Here is a 25,921-nt window from a genome sequence, read left to right as displayed (position 1 = left end):
GAGGAATCAATGAAACGCTTTTACCTGACCGCTACCATCGCGGCGGCCACGCTGGCGCTGCCGGCCCTGCCCGGGCTGGCCCAGACCAACGAAATCACCATCGGCATCAGCGTGACCACTACGGGTCCTGCCGCCGCCCTCGGCATTCCCGAGCGCAATGCGCTGGAATTCGTGCCGAAGGAAATCGGCGGCGTGCCGCTGAAGGTGATCGTGCTCGACGACGGCGGCGACCCGACGACGGCAACCACGAACGCGCGCCGCTTCGTTACGGAGTCCAGGGCCGACATCATCATGGGCTCGTCGACGACACCGCCATCCATCGCGATCTCCAATGTCGCCAACGAAGCCGGCATTCCGCATTTCGGCCTTGCGCCGTTCCCGATCACGCCCGAGCGTGCCAAGTGGTCGGTGTCGATGCCGCAGCCGATTCCGATCATGGGCAAGGTGCTCTATGAGCACATGAAGGCCCACAAGGTGAAGACGGTCGGCTATATCGGCTATTCCGACTCCTACGGCGACCTCTGGTTCAACGACTTCAAGGCCCAAGGCGTGCCGATGGGCATGACCATGGTCGACGAGGAGCGCTTCGCGCGGCCCGACACGTCTGTCACCGGACAGGTTCTGAAGCTCGTCGCCGCCAATCCCGACGCGATCCTGATCGGCGCCTCCGGTACCGCGGCCGCATTGCCACAGACCGAGTTGCGCGAGCGCGGTTATCAGGGCCTGATCTACCAGACTCACGGCGCGGCCAGCATGGACTTCATTCGCATCGCCGGCAAAGCCGCCGAAGGCGTGCTGATGGCATCGGGCCCCGTGATGGATCCCGAAGATCAGCCAGACGAGGCCGCGACAAAGAAGCCGGGCCTCGCGCTCAACACGGCGTATGAAGGCAAGTACGGCCCGAACAGCCGCAGCCAGTTCGCCGGCCATTCCTACGACGCTTTCGAGGTCCTGAAGCGCATCATTCCGACCGCATTGAAGACGGCGAAGCCCGGCACGCCGGAATTCCGCGAGGCCGTCCGCCAAGCCTGGCTGAGCGAAAGGGAAATCCCGGCGAGCCAAGGCGTCTACAACTTCACCGAAAAGGATCGCTACGGCCTCGACGACCGCTCGCGCATCCTGCTCACGGTCAAGGACGGTAAATACACGCTCGCGAAGTAACCGGCGACGGTCTCGGAAACAACGAGGGCCGGCCCATTGGGTCGGCTCTTTCTTTTTCAGGTCTGTCGATTGCGTCAGGCCGCCTGCCGCAGTGGCGTCCAGGCGAACTCCGGATAGTAGGTATCCATCATCCGGTCGACATAGGCGGTGAGGTTCGGAAATCCTTCCGCACGCTCGCGCAGACGGGATTCGAAGAACGGTGTGAGAATTCCGGCGAGCGCGCCGAACGCGGTCGCGTCGACCCCACTGGGCTTGTTGCCCATCAGATAGGATTTGTCGCCAAGCTGTACCGACAGTGCGAACAGCGAGCGGACCGCGAGATCGACGTCGTCATCGGGGGCGTGACGGCCGAGGCCGGAGAGCAGGTAATTCTCGGCAACGCGGAATTGCGCGTCCTCGCGCAGCTTCTCGCGGCTGTGCTCGGGCGTTCCGTCGAAGAAATGCGCAGGGCCCTTGGCGAAATTGGCAGCATCGACCCAGCGTGCGCCGACCAGCGACCAATAGACGTGGTGCTCGATCATGCGCTCGAACGCCCAGGCCTGGGCGCGTTCTTGCAGGGATAGGCCGGCGTCGAAGTCGAAGCCGTAGCGGCGCTCGATATGGGCACGGATGAAGGTGGAATCGGCCACCGCCTCGCCGCCGTCATCGATGAAGGGCAGCTGCCCCTTCGGTGAAGCCGGCGGCATCGCGCGCTCCTTCCGGTAGGGCAGTCCCGCCATCTTGAGCTGCACCTCCGTCTTGGTGACGAAGGGGCTGATTTCCGGCAGGCCGAAGCCGGTGCCAAAACCGTAAAGCGTGATCATTGGAGCTCTCCTGAACCTACCGAAAGAGTTGACGGAACCTAGTGCCGGGCTGCTGCCACCATGGTGGCAGCAGCCGTGATATCTTCTGCGAAACGGGCCCCCCGCCAGGCGCGGCCCATCACATGGCGGACCAGCGCGTCCGCAGCCTGGATCAGCGAGCGTGTCAGCATGGTCGCGAGCGCAACGCGGAGGTCGACGACAGTGAGATCGAAAAACGTGAGACGGCTGAGGGCCCAGGCATACAGCGAGGCATGCAACGAGGCCTGGCTCCGCCACAACGGACCGGCCGGACCGAGATGGGTTGGAATGATCATGGACAAATCCTCTTCAGTCGATGTGTTGTCCCGGTATAGAACTCCCCTGCTGCCAACATCCTGTCAGCAGCCTCGCGCTGTTTTTTGATCCGTCCCCGATGAGAGAATTGTCATGAGACGCGCCGACCGGCTGTTTCAGATCATCCAGGTGCTGAGGCGCACCCGTAAACCGCTGACGGCGGACGCGATTGCGGCCGAGCTCGAGACTTCGAAGCGAACGATCTATCGCGACATCGCAACGCTGATGGGCCAGCGCGTGCCGATTCGTGGCGAAGCGGGCATGGGCTACATTCTCGAGAAGGGTTTTGACCTGCCACCCCTAATGCTGACACCCGACGAGATCGAGGCGGCGGTGCTGGGCGCGCAATGGGTCGCGGGCCATGCCGATTCCACGCTGGCGCGCGCAGCTGAAGATCTGATGGCCAAGATTGCCGACACCGTGCCCGAGCGCCTGCGCCCCTTCGTGCTGGAGCCTGCGAGCCGCGCGCGGCCGAGCTGGAACAGGGAGCCGGACCGCCTGGACATGGCGCGCACGCGCGCCCAGATTCACGAGGGCAAGAAGATCATGCTACGCTATCGCGACGAGCAGGGCCGCCCCAGCGAGCGCATGATCTGGCCGATCTCGGTCGGCTATCTCGAAGCCGTGCGCCTGCTTGCCGCCTGGTGCGAGCTACGCAGCGATTTTCGCAGCTTCCGCACCGACCGTGTCGTGGATGCGACCTATCTCGACGAAAGATATCCGGAGCGGCGCGACGTGTTACGCGCCAAATGGCGGCAGAGCCTGGTCTGGGGTCCACCCAAAGATACCTGAAGGATACGTGACGACGATGGAAGAAATCGATCTGTCGAGCTGTTGCCAGAGCTGCGGCGCCTGCTGCGGCTATTCGCAGAACTGGCCGCGCTTCTCGATCGAGAGCGACGAGGAGCTTGCCTTGATCCCGGAAACGCTCGTCAACGAGCGCCAATCCGGCATGCGCTGCGCGGGCGATCGCTGTTCGGCGTTGCAGGGCGAGATCGGCAAGGCGACTGCGTGCGGCATCTACGCGATGCGGCCGGAGGTGTGCCGCACCTGCATGCCGGGCGACGCCGAATGCGCGATGGCGCGGCGGAAGTACGGGCTTCCGATTATCGAAACCGCTTAAGCAGGAACGGCTTCGCCGATCTCGTCGTCGATCTCGTCGTCCAGCGGTACGAGCACCGAGAGCGGCTTGGTCGATAGCGTGATCGGCTTGCGCCCCCCCGACAGCGACGGTGACGATTTGGCCGACCCCTCGCGCGACAGCGCATAGAGCGTCGAGCCGACACGGCCGCCGTTCTCGATCAAGTCGCGTTCGCTGCAGCTGGCTGCAATCGCGACCGCCAGCGAGTGAAGATGGCTGCGGCGATAGCAAAACAGCGCCAGCCTGGCGCGCGCGTCAGGGGAAACACTCTCAACCAGCCTCGGCAGGCCACTCTCGCTGGCGCGATACATTTCGCCAAGGAGTTCGTCGCGAACCGGGCAGAAATCGCTTTCAAAAGCGTCACGGCTTGAAAACATTGCAGTTCTCCCTCGTGTGGGGAAGATGCAGCGCAATTCTCTAATGAAAGGTTAACCACCCCGGGCGGTAGTCAACCGGGGTCGTTGCGCCCTGGCCGCGAACCAGCCGGCCCAGACGGGCCGAGGACCGGAGACAGAGGACCGGAAACAGCCGGCCTCAGTTCGCCGCCATGTAGATGGAGAGGCCGAAGCCGGTCAGATGATGCAGCGCCTGGTCGACGCCGATCAGGGTCCAGAACCAGGGGTGCTCCTGGTTGACGCCGAAATTGGCCGAGACCAGTCCCTTGGCGCGGTCGATCGTGATGTGAATGACGAAGTCGATCAGCGCCACGAACCAGAATTTCGGCGCGACGATCAGGATCAGCGGCAACGCAACCGCAAGGTGAATCAGGCAATGCACCAGAAGCGGCAAAGCCCAACCGTGCTTCTGGTCCTTGCCGTGCGCCATCCAGGCGGTCTGCAGCACGAAATCGGCGATGATGTGCTTGAAGGTGAGCAGCAACATCCAGCCAATGAGCGCTTCGACCGGAACCGCCGATGACAGAGGTGGAAACGACAAAGCTGACGCCCTCGTTGACTCGAAAGGAAAAAATGGAGCGTTCAGCGCAACTTCTTCTTGGACCCGTCAGAACATCGGGGACCGCTGATTTATGACATCTCCCGCGACGGAATGCAGCCCGGGGGAACTGGAAAATCGCCAACTGTGGCTAAACGGTGATAGCATGACCCAACGACGCGGATCGGTCGGGTAGGGTTACCTTCGGCGCGGAATTTGCATTCTCGTGCTGGAGCGCTATCATCCTCCGGTAGCATTATCGTTCTTTTTTCAGACGCTTACTAAATTTTTCGAGCGTGCCGCCGGCGATGGCCGTGCCGCCCGCCATCCAGAAATAAGGCCAGAGTGCTGCCATGAGTGCTGAAGGCCCGACCTCATCGACCGAGCTCCCGCCGCCACGGCGTCCCAAGGTGATCAAGACCAATCAGCAGCAGGTCCTGCTGTATGTCGTGCTGACCCTGCTGCTGTCGCTTGCCACCGTCTGGGCCGGGCGCGCCTGGTTGCACAATTCGGAGACGCTGACCTTTGCCGTCGGCGCTCCCAACAGCGATGACGCACTGTTCGCGACCAAGCTCGCCACACTGCTGAAGAACAACGCCTCGCGTTTCCGGATCAAGATCGTCAACAACGCCGACAACGCCAAGGCGCTCGCGCAGTTCGATCGCAGGCAGGCCGATCTTGCAGTCCTGCGCACCGACGCCAAGGTGCCGCTGCGGGCGCGCACGCTCGCGATCCTGGAGCACGATCTCGTGCTGCTGCTCGGCCCCGGCAACAAGAAGATCAAATCGCTCGCCGAACTCAAGAAGAAGAAGGTCGCCATTCTCGCCGAGAATGATTCGTCGCTCGCCTTCGTCCGCAGCATCCTCGACATTCCCGCCGACAGCCCCGACGCCGCGAAAATCCAGATGGCGCCGCAGGGTGCGACGCTGGACAAGCTGTTCGCGCCAGCCAACGGCTTCAGCGCGGTGATTGCCGTCGCCCACGCCTCCAAGGCCGTGCGCGACAAGGCCTATGAGCAGGTCGCCAAGCGCGGCGGCTTCACGCTCAATGCAATCGACGAAGCCAAGGCACTGGCGCGCAAATTCCCCGGCATTTCCGACGAGACGCTGACAGCCGGCACGCTGTCCGCGTCACCCGAGATTCCCGACGACGATCTCGACACGATCGGCCTCGAATGGCTGCTGGTCGCGCAGTCCAGGATGTCGGCGACCACCGCAGGCGACATCGCGCGCATCGTCTACGAGAACAAGTCCGCGCTCGGGCTCGACAACGGCTTTGCCACCCATATCGAGCCGGCCTCCGTCGAGAAGGACGCTTACGTGATGGCGCATCAGGGCGCCGCCGATTACATCAACGACGACACCAAGTCGTTCATGGATAAGTACAGCGACATGATGTATCTGGGCGCCGCAGCGCTCAGCGTCATCGGCTCGATCTTCGCGGCGATCTACGCCAAGATCACGCGGATCGCGCCGGAGAAGGCTGGCGAGCTTTCGACCGCTGTCCTCGACGTCGGCGAGCGCATCGAGCACGCCCATTCGCTGGACCAGATTGAATGTCTCCAGGACGAGCTGGAAGGCATCTTGCGCGGCGCCGTCATAGGTCTCAGGGATGGCACGATCAGTACCGACGGACTCGATACCTTCAAGCTCGGCTACGAATTCGTCCGCGACGAGATCGGCATGCGCCGCGACTACCTCAAGCGCCACTGCGGCGAACTCGAAAAGGCAACCTCCCCTGCAGCCCTCCCCCCGCCCGACGAAAGCAACGTTGTGGTGGTCAAGACAGCTCAGAGTGCCTGACCTATCGATTCGAGGCCTGCCGCGACACTCTGCCTATTTTTCCCGCGAATCGGCGCGCCGAATTCTGGAACCGTCCTAAAGCCACAACCGTTTGTTCCCGGATACAACCGGAGAACGCACCATGCGTCTACTCCTTCTCATCATCTTGCTGGGAATGCTGGTTGCGGTTGGTTACTTCGCCTACTCCGCGATGGCGGTCGGAGGCGAACCGATCCCGACGGGAGGTTACGTGGCACTGGCGCTAGGAGCGGGGTTCTCCGTGGTCGTGGGCATCGGCCTGATGATGCTGGTGTTCCTGAGCAGCCGCCGCGGCTACGACGAGCCACCACACTTCAAGTAGTCACTCAGCCTGGTCCTGCGTCAGATGCCGTCCTGAACGCCCCGCCCCGTCGTTGACGGCCTCGGTGCGGGCAGGCACTTTGGCGCCGAAGTCCCAGCCCGGGGCCGCCAGCACCAAGATCGAGCCGCCATTCCGCATGTCCAAGCCGATGTTTCCCGCTCTGGCCCAGCTCGTGGCCGCGACCGCCGGCCGCAACATGACCAAGGCGGCCTACGTGGCCGTGACCGTCGGCGTGGTCAGCATGGTGCTGCTGACGCTCGATCCGGCCTATGAGACGGCCCATCGCTGGGTCGATTTCCTGCTGTGGGCCTGTCTCGTCTATTTCGTGTTCGAATGGCTGGTCCGGCTGCGCCACATGGCGCAGCAGGGGCGGCTCGCCCTCTACATGTCCTCCTCCGCCGGGCTGGTCGACGCCTTGGGGGCGCTGGCCGTGCCGGTCGCCCTGATCCTCGGCGCCGAGCCCAAGACGGCCTGGTTGCTGAGCGTGCTCTGGGTGCTGAAGGTGGTGCCGGGCATTCCCGGCCTGCGCCAGCTCCGCCGCGTGCTGGTGCTGGAATCGGGGCCGCTGGTCAGCGTGCTCGTGATCTTCCTGATGGTGGTCTTCCTGGCCTCCGTCGCCGAATATTTCCTGGAGCGGGACGTGCAGCCGCAGACGTTTGGCAGCGTCCCTGCCGCGCTGTGGTGGGCGGTCGTCACGCTGACCACGACAGGCTATGGCGATGTTGTGCCGGTCACGCCGCTCGGCCGCATAGTGGCGGCGCTGGTGATGATCTCCGGCCTTGGCGTGTTCGGCCTCTGGACCGGTATTCTGGCGACCGGGTTCGCGGCCGAAACGCGGCGTGACAACTTCCTCAAGACCTGGGAATCCGTCAGCAAGGTGCCGTTCTTCGCGGCGCTGGGCCCGGCGGCCATCGCCGACGTCACCCACATGCTGCGCACCATGGAGCTGCCGGCGCGCACCATGATCATCCGCAAGGGCGCGCAGGGCGACTGCATGTATTTCATCGCAGCCGGCGCGGTCGAGGTCGACCTCCCCGGCAAGAAGGTCCAGCTCGGCGAGGGCGCCTTCTTCGGCGAAATGGCGCTGCTCGGCAACAACATGCGCGGCGCCAACGTCTCGACCACGAAAGTGTCGCGGCTTCTCGTGCTCGACCTCGTCGACTTCCGCGTCCTGATGGCACGGCACCCAGACCTCGCCGAGACGATCGACGCCGAAGCGAAGCGCCGCACGCTCGAAAACAAGTAAATGGAGACAAGAATGCCGGATGCAGCCGACGCGGCAAGTCCCCCCGTGTTCGAAATCAGCGGTGCACGCGCCACCATCCGCTTGAACCGGCCAAAACATCTCAATCGGCTCCAGGCGGAAGATCTCGGCGAACTTATAAGACTGTTCGACCGGGTCGAGGCCGATCCTGATATCCGCGTGCTGGTCCTGACCGGCACGGGACGCGCCTTCTCCGCGGGCTACGATCTCAATTCGGTCGCCGAGCGGGCAGCGAGCGCCAACGAACAACAGAGCGCGGGCTCGGCCTTCGAAGTCGTCGTCAACCGGCTGGAGGATCTCGGCGTACCGACGATCTGTCGGCTCAATGGCGGCGTCTATGGCGGCTCGACCGACCTCGCGCTCGCCTGCGATTTCCGCATCGGCGTCGACACCGCGGAAATGTTCATGCCGGCGGCGCGGCTCGGGCTGCATTATTACAGGAGCGGCATCAAACGCTACGTGACGCGGCTCGGCGTCGACAACGCCAAGAAGCTGTTTCTCACTGCACAGAAGATCAGTGCGCCGGAGATGCTGCGGATCGGCTATCTCACCGCCATGGTGCCGGTGGAGACACTCGACGAGGAAGTCGACAAGCTCGCCGACATCCTCGCCGGCAATGCCCCGAACGCGATGCGCGGCATGAAACGCGCAATCAATGAATTCGCCCGCGGCGAACTGGATGAGCGAGCTGCCGACCAGCGCCACCGCGACAGCATGCGCGGCGACGAGATCAAGGAAGGCATCAAGGCGTTCGCGGAGAAGCGAGCGCCGAGGTTTTGAGGATTAGCCCCGCTTCGACCGCATCGCGCGTACATGCGTGAGCTTTGGATCGCGCGCCAGCGCCTGATAGCGCTTGCTGTCGACGGCGTAGATCGCGATGCGGCCTTCGCTGTTGGCATGCACGCCCCACCCGAAGCGTTTGCCGAGGCTTGAGGCACGCATGCAGGCCTGCCCACGCGAGAAGAACGCTGCGCGGACGGCGCCCTTCTCCGCCTTGGTCGCATTGGCATCGAGTTCGCGCCCCGATGCTGAGGTCGCGAAGATCACGTCGTCGGATGTGTATTTGTAAGGTGCCTTCACGATCATCGCGTATTGCAGGCCGGCCACCGTCAGCTGTCCTGCGCGCGGCGGCGGCTCCTTGCCGGAGCGCACCGGACAGTCTTCAGCAACCTGGATGAATGTGTCGAAACAGTTGGTTGTATGGATCAGCTTGTTCATATGAGATTCGGCCTCTTCATCCTCCTGCGGCCGCAGCATGCTGCGCGGCCATCTCGCCATCCGCCGCATTGATCCGCTGGAACGCAGGCCGCGAGGTGATGCGCTCGGAATAGCGGACGAAGACGTCCTTCTTCGGCACGATGCCGAACATAATTGTCCAACTGAACGCCACGCCCCACAAGATATCCGCAGCCGTCATGCGCTCGCCGAGCAGATACGGCCCTTTCGACAACTGCGCCTCGAGCGCACCCAGCATGGTGTCGTAATCGGCGTAGGGTGACTGCGTGATCGGCGCAGGCTCGCGCTGCATGAACTTGTCGATCAGCGCGGGCTCGAAGGAGGAGCCGTAATAGGCGGTCCAGCGCAAATAGGGACCGCGCAGCGGATCGTTGAGCGCGGGCGTCAGGCCGGCCTGCGGAAACAGATCTGCAAGATAGATGTAGATGGCGACCTGCTCGGTCACGAGCGCCTCGCCGTGCCGGATCGCCGGTACCTTGCCGAGCGGATTGATGGCGAGATAAGGAGGCCTCCGCTGCTCGCCGGCCTTCATGTTGAGGACGTGAAGGTCGTAGGGCGCGCCGAGCTCCTCCAGCAACACCCGCGTGCCGGTGGCGCGACTCTGCGGCGAATAATACAGCGTGATGCGGTTCGGATCGGTCATGGCGAATCTCCCTTGGGCCGGCTTGCGATGGGCGCATCTGTAGCCGACCATACCTGACATCCTTTGTCAGGTATGGTTTAAGGGATCATGCGCGCGAGCCGGATGTTGTCGATCCTCACCACCCTCCAGGCCAAGGGGCAGGTCACTGCGCCCGAGCTTGCAGAGGCCTGCGAGGTCTCGGTGCGCACGATCTATCGCGACATCGACGCGCTCGCGGCATCCGGCGTCCCCGTCTATGCCGACCGCGGTGCGGAGGGTGGCTACCGCCTGCTCGACGGCTATCGCGTGCGCCTCAACGGGCTGTCGCAGAGCGAAGCGGGCGCGCTGTTCCTGGTGGGATTGCCGGGTCCGGCGGCGGCGTTGGGGCTGGATGCCGCGATGATCGCCGCCCAGAACAAGCTGATGGCGGCGCTGCCCGCAAACTTGCGCGAAGACGCCGGCCGGATGCAGGAGCGTTTTCATCTGGACGCGCCGGGCTGGTTCGGCGAGGCAGAAGAGCCAAAGCATCTGCGCGCGATTGCCGGCGCGGCTCTACGCGGGACACTCATCAAAATCCGCTATCAGAGCTGGCGCGCCGAGAAGCAGCGCCGTGTCGCCCCGCTCGGCCTCGTGCTGAAGGGCGGCAGCTGGTATCTCGCAGGCCAAGTCGACGGCAGTGTGCGCACCTATCGCATCGCGCGCGTGCTTGACTGCACGACGCTCGACGACCGTTTCGATCGTCCTGCCGATTTCGATCTCGCCGCCTACTGGCAGGATGCGACGCTGCGGCTCGAGGCCGAGATGCACCCGAACGTCGCGATCGTGCGGCTGTCGCCAATCGGCGTGAAGCTGCTTGATGCGCTGAGCCAGCCTTACGTCAGGGCGCGCACGCAGATCGAAGAGACGACTGATGCCGACGGCTGGCGCATCGCAAGGGTGCCGACCGGCAAGACCTCATGGCATGCCGCAGCCGAATTGCTGCGGCTCGGGTCCGAGGCCGAGGTGTTGGAGCCCGCCGATCTCCGCGAGAAGATGGCCGAGATGACGCAGGCGATGGCCGCGCGCTATCGCGTGGCGCGGAAAGCCTGACGGCGGCGCATCTCGCAGCAACCGACAAAATAATCCTGGAACACAATTCTCGCCTCATCGCGTGAACGCATTCACGCGTCGCCTCGACCGAGATGCAGGGACACAACAACGGCTTCGCGCCACACTGGAGAATGAAAATGTTTCGTAAGCTTGCTCTTGGTCTGATCGCCGCCGGTTCGCTCGGCGCTGCCGCCCTCGCGCCCACCGCCGCGTCGGCCCACGGCTTCCACCACTGGGGTCCCGGCTGGGGCTTTGGTTATGGCGGTCTCTACGTCAACACCGGCGTGAGCAGCTGCTACCAGGAGCGCGTCGTCCAGACCCGCCACGGCATGCGCGTGCGCGTCGTGAATGTCTGCGCCTACGGCATCTACTGATATCGTGCCGGCACGACAAAGCTCCGGTCGCGCTGCGGCCGGAGTTTTGCGTTGGCTAAACACTGTTCCGCTGCCGGCGAAACCAGGCCCAGGTTTCGCGCGTCGTTCTGATATAGCCGCGGCCGCGATAGACGATTTCACCATCGACGATGCCGTTCAGCTTCGGCAGTGCATGAAACGGGATCGAGGGATAGGCGTGGTGCTCGACGTGGTAGGGCATGTTCCACGCAATCCATTTGACGATGGTGCCGGTATAGGTGGTGCGGGTGTTCTGGAACGCGCTGCGGGTACGGTCGCAACCGGTGTGCTCGGCATAGAGATAGGGTCGCAGAAAGAATTGCCCGATGATCAGCGGCACGATCCAGACCCACAGAAGCAGCGCGGACGAGAACCACAGCGACAATGCGAGCAGCAACGCGTAGAACGCAACGTAGGCCCGCGCTTCGGCCACGATAGTGCCGCGCTTGCTCTCGGGGATCCAGGGCACGACCACTTTGCCGGTGATGGCATGGCCGAGCATCAGCCGGAGGCGGCCGGCAACCTGGAGCAATCCGCTATAGGCGATCGCGAGTTGCGTATCGGATGTGGGCTTCACGCCGACGATCAGCTCCGGATCCTTGTCTGGATCCTGGGTGTAGCGGTGATGATCCCAGTGAAACAGGCAGTAATATTCGTATGGCAAGCCGATGACAAAGGCCGAGAGATAGCCGACCGCGAGGTTGAGGTCACGGCTCCTGAACGCGGTCTTGTGTGCGGTCTCGTGCACCGCCATGAACAGGAAGGCGACGAGATAGCCCTGCGCCATCATCAGCGGCAGCGCCCAGAGCATGCCATAGCGCGACGACATCATCCAGATCAGCGCGCCAACCAGCACGATCAGGCCGTAATGACCGAAGCTTTGCGCGGCGCCCCTGAGGTTCGAGCGCACCGACAATTCGCGCAGCATGGCCGGGCTCAACGGCTTCAGGCGATGGCTGGGCTCTGAAACAATCGCGTCAGTCATGATCGGAGGCCTGCATTACTTGCTGAGAAGCGCTGCGACCTCGGCCTTGAGGAAGGCCTGATCGCGCGCATTGTTGACGGGGTTGCCGGCGCGATGGCCGTGCAGCGACGGGATCGGATGCAGCACCGCCGATTTTGCATTGACCAGCCTGCCGAGCTCATCCTCGTTGTCGCGGACGTCGAAATAGCGATCGGTCGCGCCCGGCATCAGCAGCATGTGCGCCTTGATCGCCGCGAGCGCCCGATCGACATCGCCGTCGAATGCCGCGCAGCGGCTGATATCGCCGCGCTGCCAGATGGCGACTTGCGCCAGTAGATCATTGGCGTCGCGCCGCGCAAACGCCGCATCCCAGGCGCGGACGAGATAGTCCTCCAGCGAGATGAAACCCGCTTCCCGCCAGAGTTCATCGCGATAGAACCCGTGCGACATCGCCCAGCCGGCATAGACGCGTCCCATGGCGCGATAGCCGGCAACCGGCTTCTCGACGAAGCGGTCGTCGCGGAAGGCGGGATCGCCGGTGAGCGCGGCCTTCACGGCTTCTAGAAACACATGATTGTAGGGCGCGCAGCGTGCGCTACCGCAGACGATTGCCGTACGCTCAACCATGTCAGGGTGCAGCGCCGCCCAGTGATAGGCCTGCATGCCGCCCATCGACCAGCCATAGACCAGCGCGAGTCTTGTGATGCCGAAGCGCTCGGTCAGCAGCCGATGCTGGGCCGCAATCGCGTCGTGATAGGTGAGTTGCGGGAACGGCCCGTGGCTAGAGTTCGATGGCGACGACGACAGGCCGTTGCCGAACAAGTTCGGAATGATGATGAAATAGCGGGTGGGATCGAGCACGCCGTCGGGCCCGATCAACCACTCGGTGTCGAAATGCTGCGCGCTGAACGAGGTCGGATAGAGGATGACATTGTCTTTGGTCGAATTCAGTGTGCCATAGGTCTTGTAGGCGAGCTTCAGCGATGGAAAGACGGCACCGGATTGAAGCGTGACATCGCCGGTCTCAAAAATATCGTAGTCGCGCTGCCCGGTCATGGGTCCAACTCCCGCTCACGAGGCCACAGAACGCGCCCGCCGCAACAACGATGCATCGATCGTGCCGGACCAGCAAACGCCTCGTTGCGTCGCCGCTTAATAACTGTACCAATAGTACATATATTTGATGAAGGCAATGGGATTCCGACCGTCAGGCGATCGCCGCGATGTATCGCTCCACCGACGCAGCGAAGGCGGCCTTGGCGCCTGAGGCGATGTTGCGGCTCCACCACGCACCATAGATGCGATCGAAGGCGAGCGGCTCGACGGCCGCCGCGATCCGCCGCACCGCGGCGGCGTTGAGCGGCATGTAGTTCGGATAGGAGTACATGAAGCTGAGGAAGCGGCGGTCCATCGTCACCTGCGCGATATCGCCTGTCAACAACGCGCCCTTGCCCTCGGCGCCGCGCGCATCGTGCAACATGGTGGCGCCTGCGAAATGGCCGCCGGTGCGCAACAGCAGCAGATCCTCTGAGATGCGGTGGTGATCGCCAGTCCAATGCACGATAGCGGGATGCGGACGAGTCACCCATTGGCGGTCATCAGCGTGAAGATAGACCGGCACACCGCCAAACGCTTCGCTCCAGTCGGCGAGCGCGCCATAGTAATGCGGGTGCGAGATTGCGATCGCGGTCAAGCCGCCGAGCGATCTGACATGCGCGATCGCTTCCGATGTTGCCAGCGGAATGCAGTCCCACATCACGTATCCCCCGCCATCGGGGACCAGCAGCGCGCGTTGGCCGATGGCAAAGCTCGGTTCGAGCGCGATGCCGATGAGGCCGAGATCGTTGCGCCAGACAAGGCGGTGCCGCTCGGCGAGCGTCTCCCGGGCCAGGAAGTTCTGCCCTTTCCAGTTCACATACTGCCGCTCGTCTTCGCAGATCGGGCAGGGTGCGAGCGGCTTTTCGCTGTCCGGGAATTGGGCGCCGCAGGTTTCGCAGGTCCAGAGAGGCATGGCCGTGATCCAGAAATGAGACCGTCGCAGAGATGAAATGACATCGCGGTCCCGCGATCGCAAGTCCGGAGGAACCAACGCGGTTAGCACATGTTACTTTTTGGTCCGCCCCGGCACAAATGGCCGGCCATTTCCTCCTGCGCGAGACCACCGTCGGTCGGCAGCATCACGTTCAGCGTCTCGATGACATCGCGCCCCTCCTCACCTCGTCTGTGGCCCCTCTACGCCGTCAACTTCTTCATGGCCGACATGCAGTCGGGCATCGGGCCGTTCGTCGGCGTCTTCCTGCAGACAGTCGCTGTCCCCGGCATGGTCGCGCGCTCGCTCGACGGTACTGGCCGCATCAATCTCGGCCAGGGCGCCGTCATCACCGTGCAGGGCGTCGGTGCAAGTCTCAGTCCCGCGATCGGCGGTTGGATCGCGCAATGGATCGGCTACGGTCCGACGTTTTTGCTGCTCGGCAGCTTCGGCCTCGCCTCAACGGCGCTGTGGCTGGCGTTTGGCGTGCACGTGAAGAAGTATTGAGGCGCGTCCCCTCTCCCCATTCTTACTAGGAGAAGTGAAGAAGCATCGCCCGGCGCTCACGCCCCAAAGTTCTTCTGGATCACCTTGCCGAGCGTTTCTCCGCCAACGAAGCGCTGGCGCAGCTCGCGCTTGAGCAGCTTGCCGCTGGGATTCTTCGGCAGGCTGTCGACGAAGATGACGCGCTTAGGCACCTTGAAATGCGCCATCTGGCCGGCGCAATGCTGGATGACGGCATCTTCATCCAGCTTCTCACCGGTCTTGACCACGACGATCGCAGTCACAGCTTCGATCCAGCGCGGATCGGGCAGGCCGACGACGGCAACCTCCGAAACCGCAGGGATACGATAGACCATCTCCTCGACCTCGCGGCTCGCGACATTCTCGCCACCGGTCTTGATCATGTCCTTGACCCGATCGACCACGGTGATGTGGCCTTCTTCATCGACGGTGGCGAGATCGCCGGAGTGAAACCAGCCGCCGGTGAATGCGGCCGCCGTCTTCACGGGATCGTTGTAATAGCCGGACAGCAGATGCGGCGAGCGGTGCACGATCTCGCCGACCTCACCGACCTTGACGTCCTCCATCGACACGTTGACGACGCGGGTCTCGACATTGAGCACGGGCTTGCCGGCCGAGCCGGCCTTGCGCAGCTGGTCCTCAGGCCGCAGCACCGTCGCAAGCGGCGCGATCTCGGTCTGGCCGTAGAAATTCCAGAATTTTACGGCCGGCAGGCGGCGCTGGAGCTCGAGCAGCACTTCCACCGGCATGATCGAGGCGCCGTAATAGCCCTTCTGGAGCGTCGAAAGGTCGGTTTTGTCGAAAGACGGCGAGCGCAGCATCGCGATCCAGACGGTCGGCGGCGCGAAGAACGAGGTAACCTTGTGCGCCTGGATCAGCGCCAGAATGTTATCGGCGGTCGGCTTGCCCGTGATGACGCCGGACGCGCCGAGATAGATTTGCGGCCCGAGAAACACGTCGAGCTGCGCGCAATGATAGAGCGGCAGCGCGTGCAAGAACTTGTCGTCCACACTCATGCCGCCGTCGATGATGCAGCTGACATATTGCCACATCACCGCCTCATGGGTCAGCATTGCGCCCTTGGGCAGGGATTCCGTGCCGCTGGTATAGACGATCTGCGCGAGATCGCGGCTGTCGACGGACGCCTCGAGGTACGAGCCGTCGGCATGAAGCAGATCGTCGAAGGTGGTGAGGCCAGCAGGCGCCGCGGCGGGATCCTCGCCCGGCAGCCAGATCATCCTCTCGACCGCGCAACCCTTCGCGCTCGCGGCGCGTGCGGGCTCAACGAAATCGGGGCCGGTCGCGAGCAGCTTTGCCCCAGAGCTTTTCAGGATGAAATTGATCTCATCCGGATTGAGCATGAAGTTGATCGGCACCAGCACGGTGCCGATCCGCGCCACGGCAAAGCGCAGGGCGGCGAAGGCATGGGAATTGCGCGAGAGCACGGCGAGACGGTCGCCCTTCTTCACGCCAAGCCCGAGCAGGCCGCGGCCGAGCTGGTTGCAGATCGGATCCATGTCGGCGAAGGTCCAGCTCACGCTGCCGCAGCTCACCGCGAGCTTGGTCGGCTCACGACCCGCCGATCGGCGCAGGAGATCGCCGATGGAATGCTCGCGCGCTTTCGAGATGGTGGCTCCGATGTCGCCGGTCATGTGTCCCTCCGTGTGATGTCTTTAAGTTTATTGTTTGAAATCCTGCGTCTTGTCTGTTTGCGCTATCTGTGCCGGGCCGCCTGCGCGTGCTCCATGTACATGTGCTCGACCGACCGATCGAGTGAAGCGATCTTCTCGAAACCGCGCCGCCAGTCCTGCAAATGCCGCCGCGTCCACAGCACCCCGGCCTCGCGGTCGCGGCGACGGATCGCCTCAATGAGATAGCGATGCGCGGCGACGAGGCGCGGGCCGCCTTCGGCCACACCCGTCACGATCATCTCGGTGGTCGGATAGAACAACTGCGCTGCCGGCTCGCGCGCGAGCTGGAGCACGCGGTTCTGCGAGGCCTTTGCGACCAGCACGTGGAACTCGGCGTCGCATTCGGCAAGCGCCGCGGGATCGCCAACCACAGCGTCGCTGCGCACGAGGTTATCAGTGAGCTCCGCGAGGTTCTCCTCCGACGCGCGCTCGACCGCGCCTTCGATGCTGGCCACTTCCAGCGTCATCGAGGCCTCGTAGAGCTCGCGGAACGTGACCTCATGCAGTACCAGCGCGCGGCTGAGGCGGCTCGCGAGCCTGCTGTAGCGCGGCAGGCAGGCATGCAGGCGGCGCGAGGAGTCGCGGCTGATCAGCCCACCCTCCTCCAGCACGCGGATGCCTTCGCGAATGGTTGAACGGTTGACGCCGAACTGCCGCACGAGGTCGTGCTCGGTGCCGATGGGATCGCCCGGCTTGATGCGGCCATTGACGATTTCGCGCTCGATGGCGTCGGCGACCTTCTGATAGGCCGGCGCGACATCGATCGGACGGAACAGCGGCGAGACAGGCAAGAACGGCTCCCAATGGCGATTGTCCGACAAACTATAGGAGCGACCCAAGTGCGCGTCAAACTGCGTCATATGTCGCATGTGCAGCGCAAAATTGACTCCTGCGGAGCCTCACTCTAACTTTGTCGGACAAAGGGACGGAACAGTCCCGCAAGAGGAAACGCGTCCATGAAACCTTTCGCAGCACTCGTGTCTGCGGCCAGCTTGCTGTCGGCTGCCCTGATCACCCCCGCCTCCGCCCAGCAGACCCCGCTCAAGATCGGCGTGCTCTCGGACTTCTCCTCGGTCTATTCCGACATCGGCGGCCAGGGGAATGTCGAGGCCACCAAGATGGCGATCGAGGATTTCGGCGGGCAGATGTTCGGCAAGCCGATCGACATGGTCGCGGCCGATGTGCTCAACAAGCCCGACGTCGCCTCCACCATCGCGCGCAAATGGTGGGAGACGGAGAACGTCGACATGATCATCGATTTGCCGACCTCGGCCACTGCGCTTGCGGTGATGGAGCTGTCGAAGCAGTACGAGAAGATCATGATCGTGACGGATGCGGCGAGCTCCGACATAACAGGCAAATCCTGCTCGCCCTACACCGCGCACTGGACCTACGACACCTATTCCAACGCCCACACCGTCGGCAGCGCCATCGTCAAGAACGGCGGCGACAGCTGGTTCTTCCTCACCGCGGACTACGTGTTCGGCCACTCCATCGAGCGCGACACCGGCGACGTCGTAAGGGCCGCCGGCGGCAAGGTGCTCGGCAGCGTCAAGCATCCGCTCAACACCGCGGACTTTTCGTCCTTCCTGCTCCAGGCCCAGGCCTCCAAGGCCAAGATCATCGGCCTTGCCAACGGCGGCGGCGACACCATCAACGCGATCAAGCAGGCCGGCGAGTTCGGCATCGTCGCCGGCGGCCAGAACCTGGCTGCGATCGTGATGTTCATCTCCGACGTGCACAGCCTGGGACTGAAGCTCGCGCAGGGGCTGATCATCACCGAGGCTTATTATTGGGACCTCAACGACAAGACCCGCGCCTTCGGCAAGCGCTTCATGGAGCGCGTCAAGCGGATGCCGACGATGAACCAGGCCGCGACCTACAGCGCCACTCTGCATTACCTCAAAGCCGTGCACGCCGCCGGCACCAAGGATACTAAGACGGTGATAGCGAAGATGCGCGAGCTTCCGGTGAAGGATGCTTTCACCGACAACGGCGTACTCCGAGAAGACGGCCGCATGGTGCACAGCATGTTCCTGTTCCAGGTCAAGAAGCCCGAGGAATCCAAGGGCCCGTGGGACTATTACAAGCTGCTCGCCGAGGTGCCGGCCGACCAGGCTTTCCGTCCGCTGAAGGATGGCGGCTGTCCGCTGGTGAAGTAACGCTTTGTGATGGACCTCCGTTCGCGAGGCAGGTCCGCCACATTGCATTCCACGGAAAAAGCGAGCGAGCGCTCTCTCAGAAAATTCCGGTTCGCCCCTTTTCCGACTGCCACTCTCTGCGCTAGGAATAACGACAAGGGCGCAAAGCCCACGCCTGGATCAACAACAACGCCAAAAGGGTCCGGGATGAAATATGGGGAGGCAGCGTGAACCTCGCGCGCCGACGACCTTGGACGAATGCGTTCTCGACAGAAGCGCCGTGCACGCGCATTCTGGAACGTCATCGTGCGTCCATCCGCGTACAGAAGCCGCGGCTTGCCGTCGCAAATCTGACACGCATCATCGACGCCACTCTCGCGCTCTCCGACAAGCAGGGCTTTCACGCCACCACGCCGCGCCAGCTCGCGGAGGCCTCCGGCCTGAGGACTGGCACGTGAAACGCGCTAAGTATCGCAAACGCGGCACGTCGATCGACGGATACATCGATGGCCTCGGCCACTTCGTCAGCGCCGCATTGTCGAGCGGCAGCCCTATCGGCGGATGCACGTCCGCAAGGCTACGCTCGAGGCCAAAGCCGATGGCGCCCCCATAGCCCGCAGCAAGGATCAGGCGATGAAGCGTTTCCGATTGAGCCAGCAGGAGATCGTCTTCGCCGTCTTCGCGCTGCTATTCCTCATGTTCTCGATCTTCCTGAACGGCTTCCTGACGGCAGAGAACATGCTGACGCTGCTCCAGAACGTGGCAGTGCTCGGCATCCTCGGCCTCGCGATGGCGATCGTCGTGATCGGCCGCGGCATCGACATCTCGCTGATCGCGGCCCTCGCCGTGCCGCCGGGTCTCGTGCTTCAGATGGTGCAGAACGGCCATTCGCTGCCGTTCTCGCTGCTCATCGCAGTGCTGCTCACGATCGCCTTCGGCCTCGTCAATGGCTGGCTGATCGCCTATGCCGAGATGCCCTCGCTGTTTGCGACACTCGCAACAGGCCTGTTATTGGCCGGGCTCGGGCAAGCCGCGCTGTTCCAGCTCGACGTCGTGCAATGGAGCCCGGGCATGAACGGCTTCGAGCGGCTCGGACAGGGCACCATCCTCGGCATTCCGACATCGATCGTAATGTTCGCGATCGCCTGCATCGTGGTCGCCATCCTGCTGCGCCAGACCCGCTGGGGCGCCTATATCTACGCGATCGGTGACAATCCTTACGCCGCGCGTGTCACCGGCATTCCCTCCCGCCCGATCATCGTCCTGCAATACGTGGTTGCGGCCCTGATCGGCTGCTTCGCCGGCCTCGTGATGGCCGCTTCCGTCAATTCGATGCCAACCCGCGTCTTCAACTCGACCTTGATCTACGATGTGATCCTGGTGGTCGTGCTGGGCGGCATCGGGCTATCCGGCGGGCGCGGCGGCGTGCTGAACGTGATCATCGGCACGCTGCTGATCGGCACCATGCTCAACGGCATGACCATCTTGGACATCTCCTACGCCGGGCAAAATCTGATCAAAGGCGTGGTCCTGCTGCTCGCCGTCATCACGGACTCCTTCCTGAATCCGCGCAACGAAGAAACGGCCCAGCAAGGCGACATCTGAACGACCGACAAGAACGACAACCATAACCAAGGAGGAAGCAATGAAGACCTTTGGCAGCCCGACAAGGGCAACGCTCGCCGCACTGGCTCTCGCGGCACTGACCGGACCGGCTCTGGCCCAGCAGGGCCTGGACGAGCCGTTCCAGAAGCCGTTCAAGGAAGCGCTCGCCGGCAAGACCGTGGCCTATGTGCCGGTGGCGATGAACTTCGACCTCACCGAGGGTTGGTATGCCGGGCTCAAGAAGGAGCTCGAGCCGTTCGGCGTCAAGTTCGTGATCCGCGACGCCAACTGGAACACCAATGCCGGCGCGCAAGCCGTCACCTCTTTGATCTCCGAGAAGCCGGCGGTGATGGTGGTGCATAATCCGGACGTGCAGACCTACGCCAAGCTGCTGCAACGCGCCGAGAATGAAGGCATCTACGTCATCCAGATCAACATGGGGTCGGCCTATCGCAGCTCCGCCTTCGTCGGCGCCAACTGGGTCGAGATCGGCGAACGGCAGACCGAAGGCGTGGTCAAGGCCTGCGAGGGCAAGTCGAACAAGATCGCGATCATCCAGGGCGCGCTGTCGGCCGCCGCGAGCGCCTATACTCTGAAGGGTGTCGAGAACGTTCTCGCCAAGCATCCCGAGATCAAGGTGGTGTCGAGCCAGGCCGCCGATTGGGATGCCGCCAAGGCCAAGGCGATCACCCAAACCGTGCTGAAGCAGAATCCCGATCTCTGCGGCATCGTCGGCTTCTGGGACGGCATGGACATCGGCACCGCAGCAGCCGTCAAGGAAGCCGGCCTCACTGGCAAGGTGTTCCTCGCGACATCGGGCGGCGGCGAACGCAAGGGCGCGTGCGAGCTGGTGAAGTCCGGCGCGTTCGACCTCAATATGAGCTACGACGTGCCGACGCAGGCGGCGCAGATGGCCGGCACGATCAAATGGCTGCTGTCGTCGGGTGCCAAGCCCGGTTCGATCAAGGGATCGGAATACACCACGCTGATCCCGATTACCAAGGAGAACGCCGACAGCCCGATGTCCTGCTGGAATCTCAGCGACCTCAAGAAATGATCCGGCGCTGACACCCGAGATTCCCGGGACATCAAGGTCCCGGGGATCCCGCTCCCGATCGTTTCCATGCCTAGCTGGAATGCCGATGCGCGACACAATCACAAGACTGCGTTACCGCTACTGGCCTGATCATCTCCTCGGTGAAATCCTGTCCAAGCGATGGACCGAGACAGCCATCCCGGTCATCCTTCTTCTGATCGTTGGTTTCGCGTTCAGCCGATCGATCGACAATTTCCTGTCGCCGGCAAGCCTCGCCGACACCGCGCGCCAGGCCGGAGAGATCGGCTTCATCGCGCTCGGGCTTGCACTGGTCGTCATCGTCGGCGGCATCGATCTGTCCGTCGGTTCGATCTTCGCACTGACGGATTTCTGCGCGCTCTATCTGCTTGACGTCGCGGGCTGGCCGGTTCCGGCCGTCGTGGTCGCCACGCTGCTCTGCGGCGCCCTGCTCGGTGCCGTCAACGGCGTCCTGGTCGGATACCTGCGGCTGCGCGCCTTCATCACCACGCTGATCACGCTGATCATCTACCGCTCGGCCTACGATCTCCTGATCCAGCGCTACTCCAACGCCATCGCCTCAGCCTTCCCCGACATTCCGTCCTGGGATTTCATCGGCGCCGGTTCTATCTTCGGCATTCCGACCGTGGCACTGGTCTACATCGTCATCGCCATCTTCGGCCATATCTTCCTGACCCGGCTGCGGCCGGGCTGGCATATCACCGCGATCGGTGGCTCGCGCCGCTCGGCGTACAATTCAGGCATTCCCGTTCGCCGCACGATCGCGCTCTGCTACGTCGCGAGTGGCGCGCTGACCAGCATTGGCGCGCTGTTCTTCGCCTCTCGGCTCGGCACCGTCGGCGGCGACATCGGCGTCGGCCTGGAGGTGATCGTGCTGACGGCGACCGTCCTCGGCGGCATTACGCTCGGCGGCGGCAAGGGCTCGGTCGCCAAATCGGCGGTCGGGGTGCTGATCGTGCTCCTGATCACCAACGGTCTCACAACCATGAACGCGCGCGGCGGCGTCAACCGCATGGCGCTCGCCGGCATCCTGCTCGTTGCCGCCATGGTCGACATCCGCTGGCAGAAGAACCGGACCCGCATCATCAGCAAGGTCTATGTCGCGCCGACCTACCATGAGCTGCCACCGCCGCCACCGACCGAAATCGGACAGGGCGGCCCGTTCGAGCAGAACGACAGGCTGCGAAACGTCGAGGCGATCGGCCTCGGCCGCATCGAGGCACCGGAAGACGTCATCCTGGATCGCCACGACAACCTCTATGCCGGCTCACGCCACGGCGACATCATGCGCTTCCTCGCGCCCGACTACCAAAAAATGGAAGTATTCGCCCATATCGGCGGCCAGCCGCTCGGCATGGCCTTCGACCGCGAGGACAATCTCTATGTCTGCATCGGCGGCATGGGGCTCTATCGCATCAAGCCTGACGGCACCGTGGAAAAGGCGACCGACGAGACCAACCGCAGCATGCGCTCGGTCAACGACGACAGCCGGCTGCGGCTCGCCGACGACCTCGACATCACCGACGACGGCCTGATCTTCTTCTCGGAAGCGACGGTGCGCTACGAGATGGACGAGTGGCCGATCGACGGGTTGGAAGCACGCGGCAACGGCCGCATCATCTCCTACGACACCAAGACCGGCACGACACGCACCGAGCTGCGCGGCCTCAAATTCCCGAACGGCATCTGCGTCGCCAGCGACGGCCAGTCGATCCTGTTCGCCGAAACCTTTGGCTGCTCGATCAAGCGCTATTGGTTCGCAGGCCCCAAGAAGAGCGCCGTCGAGGTCGTCATGGACAATCTGCCGGGCTATCCCGACAACATCAACCTCGCCTCCGACGGCAATTACTGGCTGGCGCTGGTCGGCATGCGCAGCCCCTCGCTCGACCTCGCCTGGAAGATGCCAGGCTTCCGGCGTCGCATGGCCAAGCGCGTGCCGGTCGACGAATGGCTGTTCCCCAACATCAACACCGGCTGCGTGGTCAAGTTCAACGAGCAGGGCAAGATCGTCGAATCGTTCTGGGATCTGCACGGCGAGAACCATCCGATGATCACCTCGATGCGCGAGCATCGCGGCTATCTCTATCTGGGCGGCATCCTCAATAACCGGATCGGCCGTTACAAGCTCGACAATGCCGATCCGAATTTCGTCCAGTATGACAAGCGGTGGGGGAAGCTGTCGTGATCGCCGCCGTCAGAGAGTTCGCCAACCGCTTTCTCGGGCGCGGCGACGCCACCATCACCGTACCGTCATTCGACGGCGCATTGAAGCCCAACCAGAAGCTGGAATCGGCCGAGACACTGCTGACATGCGAAGCGCCCGAAGACCTTGCCACCGACGGCAGCAATCTCTTCATCGCAGACGGCCAGCGGCTGATGTGCCTGAGCGGCGGCACGGCATCGGAGGTTCGCCGTTTCGAGCAGCCGATATCGGCGCTCTGTGCCCTTCCCGGCGGCGGCCTGGCCGTCGCACTCAGGGGACACGAGGTGCGTGTGTATGCAAGCCCCTCGGCCGAGCAGCCGAGCGTGGCATTCGCCGATGCGGCGTTCAACGCCATCAACGCGCTGGCTCTGGCGGACGACAACACACTCATTGCAACGGACGGCTCGACGACATGCGGCGTCGACGATTGGGCACGCGACCTGCTGGAGCTCAATCGGACCGGGCGCGTGTTCAAGCTCGATCCCGGCAACAAAGCCGTGACACGGTTGGCCCAGGGTCTCGGCTACGCCTTCGGCGCCTGCGCCCACGGCAACGCCATGCTGATCAGCGAGAGCTGGCGTCATCGCCTCGTTCTCGTCTCGCCCGGCGCATCGCCAAAGGTCGTGCTCGCTCACCTCCCCGTCTATCCGTCGCGGCTGTCGAAAGCGTCCGGCGGCGGCTATTGGCTCACCGCCTTCATCGCACGGACCCAGCTCGTCGAATTCGTGTTGCGCGAGCCCGGCTATCGGCGCCGCATGATGGCCGAGATCGACCCAGCCTATTGGGTCGCGCCGCGCCTGCGTTCCGGGCGCTCGTTCAAGGAGCCGATGCAGGGCGCGCACATCAAGACCATGGGCGTCATCAAGCCGTGGGCGCCGCCACGCTCCTACGGCCTCGTCATCCGTCTCGATGCGGACGGCCAGCCGCTGTATTCGCTGCATAGCCGGGTCGACGGTGTCAATCACGGCGTCGTCGCGGCCGTCGAGATGGGCGACGATCTCGTTCTGATCGCCAAGGGACCGGGCCGTGTCCTGCGTTTGCCCCTTGCCGGCCTTGCCGAGGAGTTTCGCCCATGAGCGACATCGCACTCTCGCTGCGCAAAGCCACAAAACTCTACGCCGGCGTGCCTGCCATCGACGGGGTCGACTTCGACCTCCGCCGCGGTGAGATCCACGCACTGGTCGGCGAGAACGGTGCCGGCAAATCGACCCTCACCAAGGTGATGGCCGGCGTGGTGACGCTGACCTCGGGGACCATGACGGTCGACGGCGCCGATGTCGCGCCGAAGACGCCGCTGGAGGCGCGCAATCTCGGCATCGCCATGGTGTTCCAGGAGAACAGCCTGGTGCCGACCATGACGGTCGCGCAGAATCTGTTTCTCGGGCAGGAGAAGTTCTATAACCGCCTGCGCGGCATCTACATCGCCGCGCAGCAGTTCCTGCAATCGCTCAATTTCGACGTCACGCCGACTGCCACTGTCGGCGGCCTTGGCGCGGCCAAGAAGCAGATGGTGGAGATCGCGCGCGCGGTCCTGCACCGCGCCAAGGTGATCATCTTCGACGAGCCGACGGCATCGCTGACGCCGGAAGAGAAGAAATACTTCTTCGACCTCGTCCGGGATCTCAAAAAGCGCGGCGTCTCGATCGTCTTCATCTCGCATGCCCTTGAGGAAGCGCTGCTGCTCGCCGACCGCATCACGGTGCTGCGCGACGGTAAGCATGTCGTCACCGACGATGTCGCCAAGTTCGACCGTGCCGCGATCGTGCAGGCCATGGTCGGGCGCGACCTCTCCAACACGCTCTATGGCGCGCGGAAGAGCAGCGTGCGGCCGGCGGGTGCGCGCGTGCTCACGGTGCAGAATTTGAAGATGGCGCCGATGGTGAAGAACAATTCGCTATCGGTATTCGCAGGCCAGATCACCGGCGTGTTCGGCCTCGTCGGCGCGGGCCGCACCGAGACGTTCAAGATCGTCGCGGGCGTGCTCAAGCGCGACTTTTTCCACGGCGGCGAGATCCTGCTGCACGACCAGCCTGTGCGCTACCGGGTGCCGGCGCCGGCGGTCAAGGCCGGCATTGCCTATGTCACCGAGGACCGCAAGGTCGAGGGCTTCTTCGAGACATCCTCAATCGCGCGCAACATCTATCTAGGCCTGCTGTCGAAGTTTCCGCGAGGCCGCATGATGCTGTCGCGGCGGGAAACAGACGCAGTCGGCAAGCGCTGGATCGAGAGGCTCAGGGTTCGTGCCATCGGCGACGACGGCAAGGTGGTCGAGCTGTCCGGCGGCAATCAGCAGAAGGTCGTGATCGCAAAATCGCTGGTGCAGGAGCCCGACCTGATCATCTTCGACGAACCGACCCGCGGCGTCGACGTCGGCGCCATCGTCGAGATCCACGAGCTGATCAACCGGCTCGCCGACGAGGGCAAGGCCGTCGTGGTGATCTCGTCCTATTTGCCCGAGATCATGGCGCTCTCCGACCGCATCCTGGTCTCGCGCCAGGGCAAGGTCGTGGAAGAGTTTTCGGCGCTGGAGGCGACGGAGGAGAAGATCATGTACGCGGCGATTCACTAAGGG

General features: G+C 63.5%; 29 protein-coding genes. 17 read left to right on the top strand and 12 right to left on the bottom strand.

Annotated features, from left to right (window positions below; genetic code table 11):
* The first annotated feature begins 9 nt into the window (after window positions 1-9).
* Window positions 10-1,161, top strand: a complete 1,152-nt coding sequence (locus tag ACP2YP_RS04900) for an ABC transporter substrate-binding protein (protein ID WP_426422662.1) — start codon at window positions 10-12, stop codon at window positions 1,159-1,161.
* A 74-nt stretch (window positions 1,162-1,235) separates the two neighbouring features.
* On the opposite strand, the gene ACP2YP_RS04895 is transcribed toward ACP2YP_RS04900, so the two are convergent.
* Together ACP2YP_RS04895 and ACP2YP_RS04890 are read right to left on the bottom strand one after the other, a co-directional pair.
* The gene (locus tag ACP2YP_RS04895) at window positions 1,236-1,964 is read right to left on the bottom strand and encodes a glutathione S-transferase family protein (protein WP_426422661.1); all 729 of its coding nucleotides are present in this window, start codon (window positions 1,962-1,964) and stop codon (window positions 1,236-1,238) included.
* Window positions 1,965-2,002: 38 nt separating this feature from the next.
* A complete protein-coding gene (locus tag ACP2YP_RS04890) occupies window positions 2,003-2,278 on the bottom strand; it encodes a hypothetical protein (RefSeq protein ID WP_426422660.1) in 276 nt (91 codons plus the stop codon).
* A gap of 112 nt (window positions 2,279-2,390) precedes the next feature.
* On the opposite strand from ACP2YP_RS04890, the gene ACP2YP_RS04885 reads away from it, so the two are divergent.
* Window positions 2,391-3,089: a helix-turn-helix transcriptional regulator gene (locus tag ACP2YP_RS04885; protein ID WP_212327527.1), complete on the top strand. Its 699-nt coding sequence runs from the start codon at window positions 2,391-2,393 to the stop codon at window positions 3,087-3,089.
* A 16-nt stretch (window positions 3,090-3,105) separates the two neighbouring features.
* Window positions 3,106-3,420 carry a YkgJ family cysteine cluster protein gene (locus ACP2YP_RS04880; RefSeq protein ID WP_426422658.1) on the top strand — a complete coding sequence of 105 codons (315 nt, stop codon included), beginning with the start codon at window positions 3,106-3,108 and terminating at the stop codon, window positions 3,418-3,420.
* Here ACP2YP_RS04880 and ACP2YP_RS04875 read toward each other — a convergent pair.
* Together ACP2YP_RS04875 and ACP2YP_RS04870 are read right to left on the bottom strand one after the other, a co-directional pair.
* Window positions 3,417-3,815, bottom strand: a complete 399-nt coding sequence (locus ACP2YP_RS04875; RefSeq protein ID WP_426422657.1) for a hypothetical protein — start codon at window positions 3,813-3,815, stop codon at window positions 3,417-3,419. The genes ACP2YP_RS04880 and ACP2YP_RS04875 overlap by 4 nt on opposite strands.
* Window positions 3,816-3,972: 157 nt before the next feature.
* Complete coding sequence (locus ACP2YP_RS04870) at window positions 3,973-4,320, bottom strand: DUF3307 domain-containing protein (protein ID WP_426426468.1); 348 nt, start codon at window positions 4,318-4,320, stop codon at window positions 3,973-3,975.
* A 404-nt stretch (window positions 4,321-4,724) separates the two neighbouring features.
* On the opposite strand from ACP2YP_RS04870, the gene ACP2YP_RS04865 reads away from it, so the two are divergent.
* Complete coding sequence (locus ACP2YP_RS04865) at window positions 4,725-6,173, top strand: TAXI family TRAP transporter solute-binding subunit (RefSeq protein ID WP_426422655.1); 1,449 nt, start codon at window positions 4,725-4,727, stop codon at window positions 6,171-6,173.
* A 121-nt stretch (window positions 6,174-6,294) separates the two neighbouring features.
* Window positions 6,295-6,513 (top strand): hypothetical protein, encoded by a 219-nt coding sequence (locus tag ACP2YP_RS04860; RefSeq protein ID WP_426422653.1) that lies wholly within the window; start codon window positions 6,295-6,297, stop codon window positions 6,511-6,513.
* Here the strand turns inward: ACP2YP_RS04860 and ACP2YP_RS04855 are convergent, their stop codons facing one another.
* Window positions 6,514-6,657 (bottom strand): hypothetical protein, encoded by a 144-nt coding sequence (locus ACP2YP_RS04855; RefSeq protein WP_426422651.1) that lies wholly within the window; start codon window positions 6,655-6,657, stop codon window positions 6,514-6,516.
* On the opposite strand from ACP2YP_RS04855, the gene ACP2YP_RS04850 reads away from it, so the two are divergent.
* Window positions 6,650-7,759 (top strand): cyclic nucleotide-gated ion channel, encoded by a 1,110-nt coding sequence (locus tag ACP2YP_RS04850; RefSeq protein WP_426422650.1) that lies wholly within the window; start codon window positions 6,650-6,652, stop codon window positions 7,757-7,759. The genes ACP2YP_RS04855 and ACP2YP_RS04850 overlap by 8 nt on opposite strands.
* A gap of 12 nt (window positions 7,760-7,771) precedes the next feature.
* A complete protein-coding gene (locus ACP2YP_RS04845; RefSeq protein ID WP_426422648.1) occupies window positions 7,772-8,557 on the top strand; it encodes an enoyl-CoA hydratase/isomerase family protein in 786 nt (261 codons plus the stop codon).
* Between the two features lie 3 nt (window positions 8,558-8,560).
* On the opposite strand, the gene ACP2YP_RS04840 is transcribed toward ACP2YP_RS04845, so the two are convergent.
* Window positions 8,561-8,995 (bottom strand): DUF6157 family protein, encoded by a 435-nt coding sequence (locus ACP2YP_RS04840; RefSeq protein ID WP_426422647.1) that lies wholly within the window; start codon window positions 8,993-8,995, stop codon window positions 8,561-8,563.
* 16 nt (window positions 8,996-9,011) lie between these two features.
* Window positions 9,012-9,656, bottom strand: coding sequence for a glutathione S-transferase family protein (locus ACP2YP_RS04835; RefSeq protein WP_426422646.1), 645 nt, complete (start codon window positions 9,654-9,656; stop codon window positions 9,012-9,014).
* An 87-nt stretch (window positions 9,657-9,743) separates the two neighbouring features.
* Between ACP2YP_RS04835 and ACP2YP_RS04830 the strand changes: the two genes are divergently transcribed.
* Entirely contained in the window at window positions 9,744-10,724 is a 981-nt protein-coding gene (locus tag ACP2YP_RS04830; RefSeq protein WP_426422644.1) for a helix-turn-helix transcriptional regulator, read from the top strand.
* 137 nt (window positions 10,725-10,861) lie between these two features.
* A complete protein-coding gene (locus ACP2YP_RS04825; protein WP_426422643.1) occupies window positions 10,862-11,098 on the top strand; it encodes a hypothetical protein in 237 nt (78 codons plus the stop codon).
* Between the two features lie 55 nt (window positions 11,099-11,153).
* Here ACP2YP_RS04825 and ACP2YP_RS04820 read toward each other — a convergent pair whose 3' ends face one another.
* The 3 genes from ACP2YP_RS04820 to ACP2YP_RS04810 all read right to left on the bottom strand — a co-directional run bounded on the left by ACP2YP_RS04820 (window position 11,154) and on the right by ACP2YP_RS04810 (window position 14,091).
* Window positions 11,154-12,101, bottom strand: coding sequence for a fatty acid desaturase (locus tag ACP2YP_RS04820; RefSeq protein WP_426422641.1), 948 nt, complete (start codon window positions 12,099-12,101; stop codon window positions 11,154-11,156).
* Window positions 12,102-12,116: 15 nt separating this feature from the next.
* On the bottom strand, window positions 12,117-13,136 hold the full coding sequence (locus ACP2YP_RS04815; protein ID WP_426422639.1) for an alpha/beta fold hydrolase: 1,020 nt from the start codon (window positions 13,134-13,136) through the stop codon (window positions 12,117-12,119).
* A gap of 151 nt (window positions 13,137-13,287) precedes the next feature.
* On the bottom strand, window positions 13,288-14,091 hold the full coding sequence (locus ACP2YP_RS04810; RefSeq protein ID WP_426422638.1) for an MBL fold metallo-hydrolase: 804 nt from the start codon (window positions 14,089-14,091) through the stop codon (window positions 13,288-13,290).
* Window positions 14,092-14,274: 183 nt separating this feature from the next.
* Between ACP2YP_RS04810 and ACP2YP_RS04805 the strand changes: the two genes are divergently transcribed.
* Window positions 14,275-14,616: a hypothetical protein gene (locus ACP2YP_RS04805; protein ID WP_426422637.1), complete on the top strand. Its 342-nt coding sequence runs from the start codon at window positions 14,275-14,277 to the stop codon at window positions 14,614-14,616.
* Window positions 14,617-14,672: 56 nt separating this feature from the next.
* On the opposite strand, the gene ACP2YP_RS04800 is transcribed toward ACP2YP_RS04805, so the two are convergent.
* Window positions 14,673-16,286 carry an acyl-CoA synthetase gene (locus ACP2YP_RS04800; protein WP_426422635.1) on the bottom strand — a complete coding sequence of 538 codons (1,614 nt, stop codon included), beginning with the start codon at window positions 16,284-16,286 and terminating at the stop codon, window positions 14,673-14,675.
* Window positions 16,287-16,348: 62 nt separating this feature from the next.
* Complete coding sequence (locus tag ACP2YP_RS04795) at window positions 16,349-17,116, bottom strand: FadR/GntR family transcriptional regulator (RefSeq protein WP_426422634.1); 768 nt, start codon at window positions 17,114-17,116, stop codon at window positions 16,349-16,351.
* 165 nt (window positions 17,117-17,281) lie between these two features.
* On the opposite strand from ACP2YP_RS04795, the gene ACP2YP_RS04790 reads away from it, so the two are divergent.
* From ACP2YP_RS04790 to ACP2YP_RS04760, 7 genes are all read left to right on the top strand, one after another.
* On the top strand, window positions 17,282-18,487 hold the full coding sequence (locus ACP2YP_RS04790) for an ABC transporter substrate-binding protein (protein ID WP_426422633.1): 1,206 nt from the start codon (window positions 17,282-17,284) through the stop codon (window positions 18,485-18,487).
* 206 nt (window positions 18,488-18,693) lie between these two features.
* Complete coding sequence (locus ACP2YP_RS04785) at window positions 18,694-18,924, top strand: hypothetical protein (RefSeq protein WP_426422632.1); 231 nt, start codon at window positions 18,694-18,696, stop codon at window positions 18,922-18,924.
* A gap of 175 nt (window positions 18,925-19,099) precedes the next feature.
* The gene (locus ACP2YP_RS04780; RefSeq protein ID WP_426422631.1) at window positions 19,100-20,071 is read left to right on the top strand and encodes an ABC transporter permease; all 972 of its coding nucleotides are present in this window, start codon (window positions 19,100-19,102) and stop codon (window positions 20,069-20,071) included.
* 40 nt (window positions 20,072-20,111) lie between these two features.
* Window positions 20,112-21,128: a sugar ABC transporter substrate-binding protein gene (locus ACP2YP_RS04775; protein ID WP_426422630.1), complete on the top strand. Its 1,017-nt coding sequence runs from the start codon at window positions 20,112-20,114 to the stop codon at window positions 21,126-21,128.
* Window positions 21,129-21,207: 79 nt separating this feature from the next.
* Window positions 21,208-23,331: an ABC transporter permease gene (locus ACP2YP_RS04770; RefSeq protein ID WP_426422629.1), complete on the top strand. Its 2,124-nt coding sequence runs from the start codon at window positions 21,208-21,210 to the stop codon at window positions 23,329-23,331.
* Window positions 23,328-24,425 (top strand): hypothetical protein, encoded by a 1,098-nt coding sequence (locus ACP2YP_RS04765; RefSeq protein WP_426422628.1) that lies wholly within the window; start codon window positions 23,328-23,330, stop codon window positions 24,423-24,425. The genes ACP2YP_RS04770 and ACP2YP_RS04765 overlap by 4 nt, the downstream gene beginning before the upstream one ends.
* A complete protein-coding gene (locus ACP2YP_RS04760) occupies window positions 24,422-25,918 on the top strand; it encodes a sugar ABC transporter ATP-binding protein (protein ID WP_426422626.1) in 1,497 nt (498 codons plus the stop codon). The genes ACP2YP_RS04765 and ACP2YP_RS04760 overlap by 4 nt, the downstream gene beginning before the upstream one ends.
* Window positions 25,919-25,921: the final 3 nt, after the last annotated feature.

The organism is Bradyrhizobium genosp. A, assembly GCF_049949275.1.
In the GTDB taxonomy this organism is placed as follows: Bacteria; Pseudomonadota; Alphaproteobacteria; order Rhizobiales; family Xanthobacteraceae; genus Bradyrhizobium.
The sequence above is the reverse complement of the archived record's forward strand: the minus strand, read 5'-3'. Positions and strand labels throughout refer to the sequence as shown.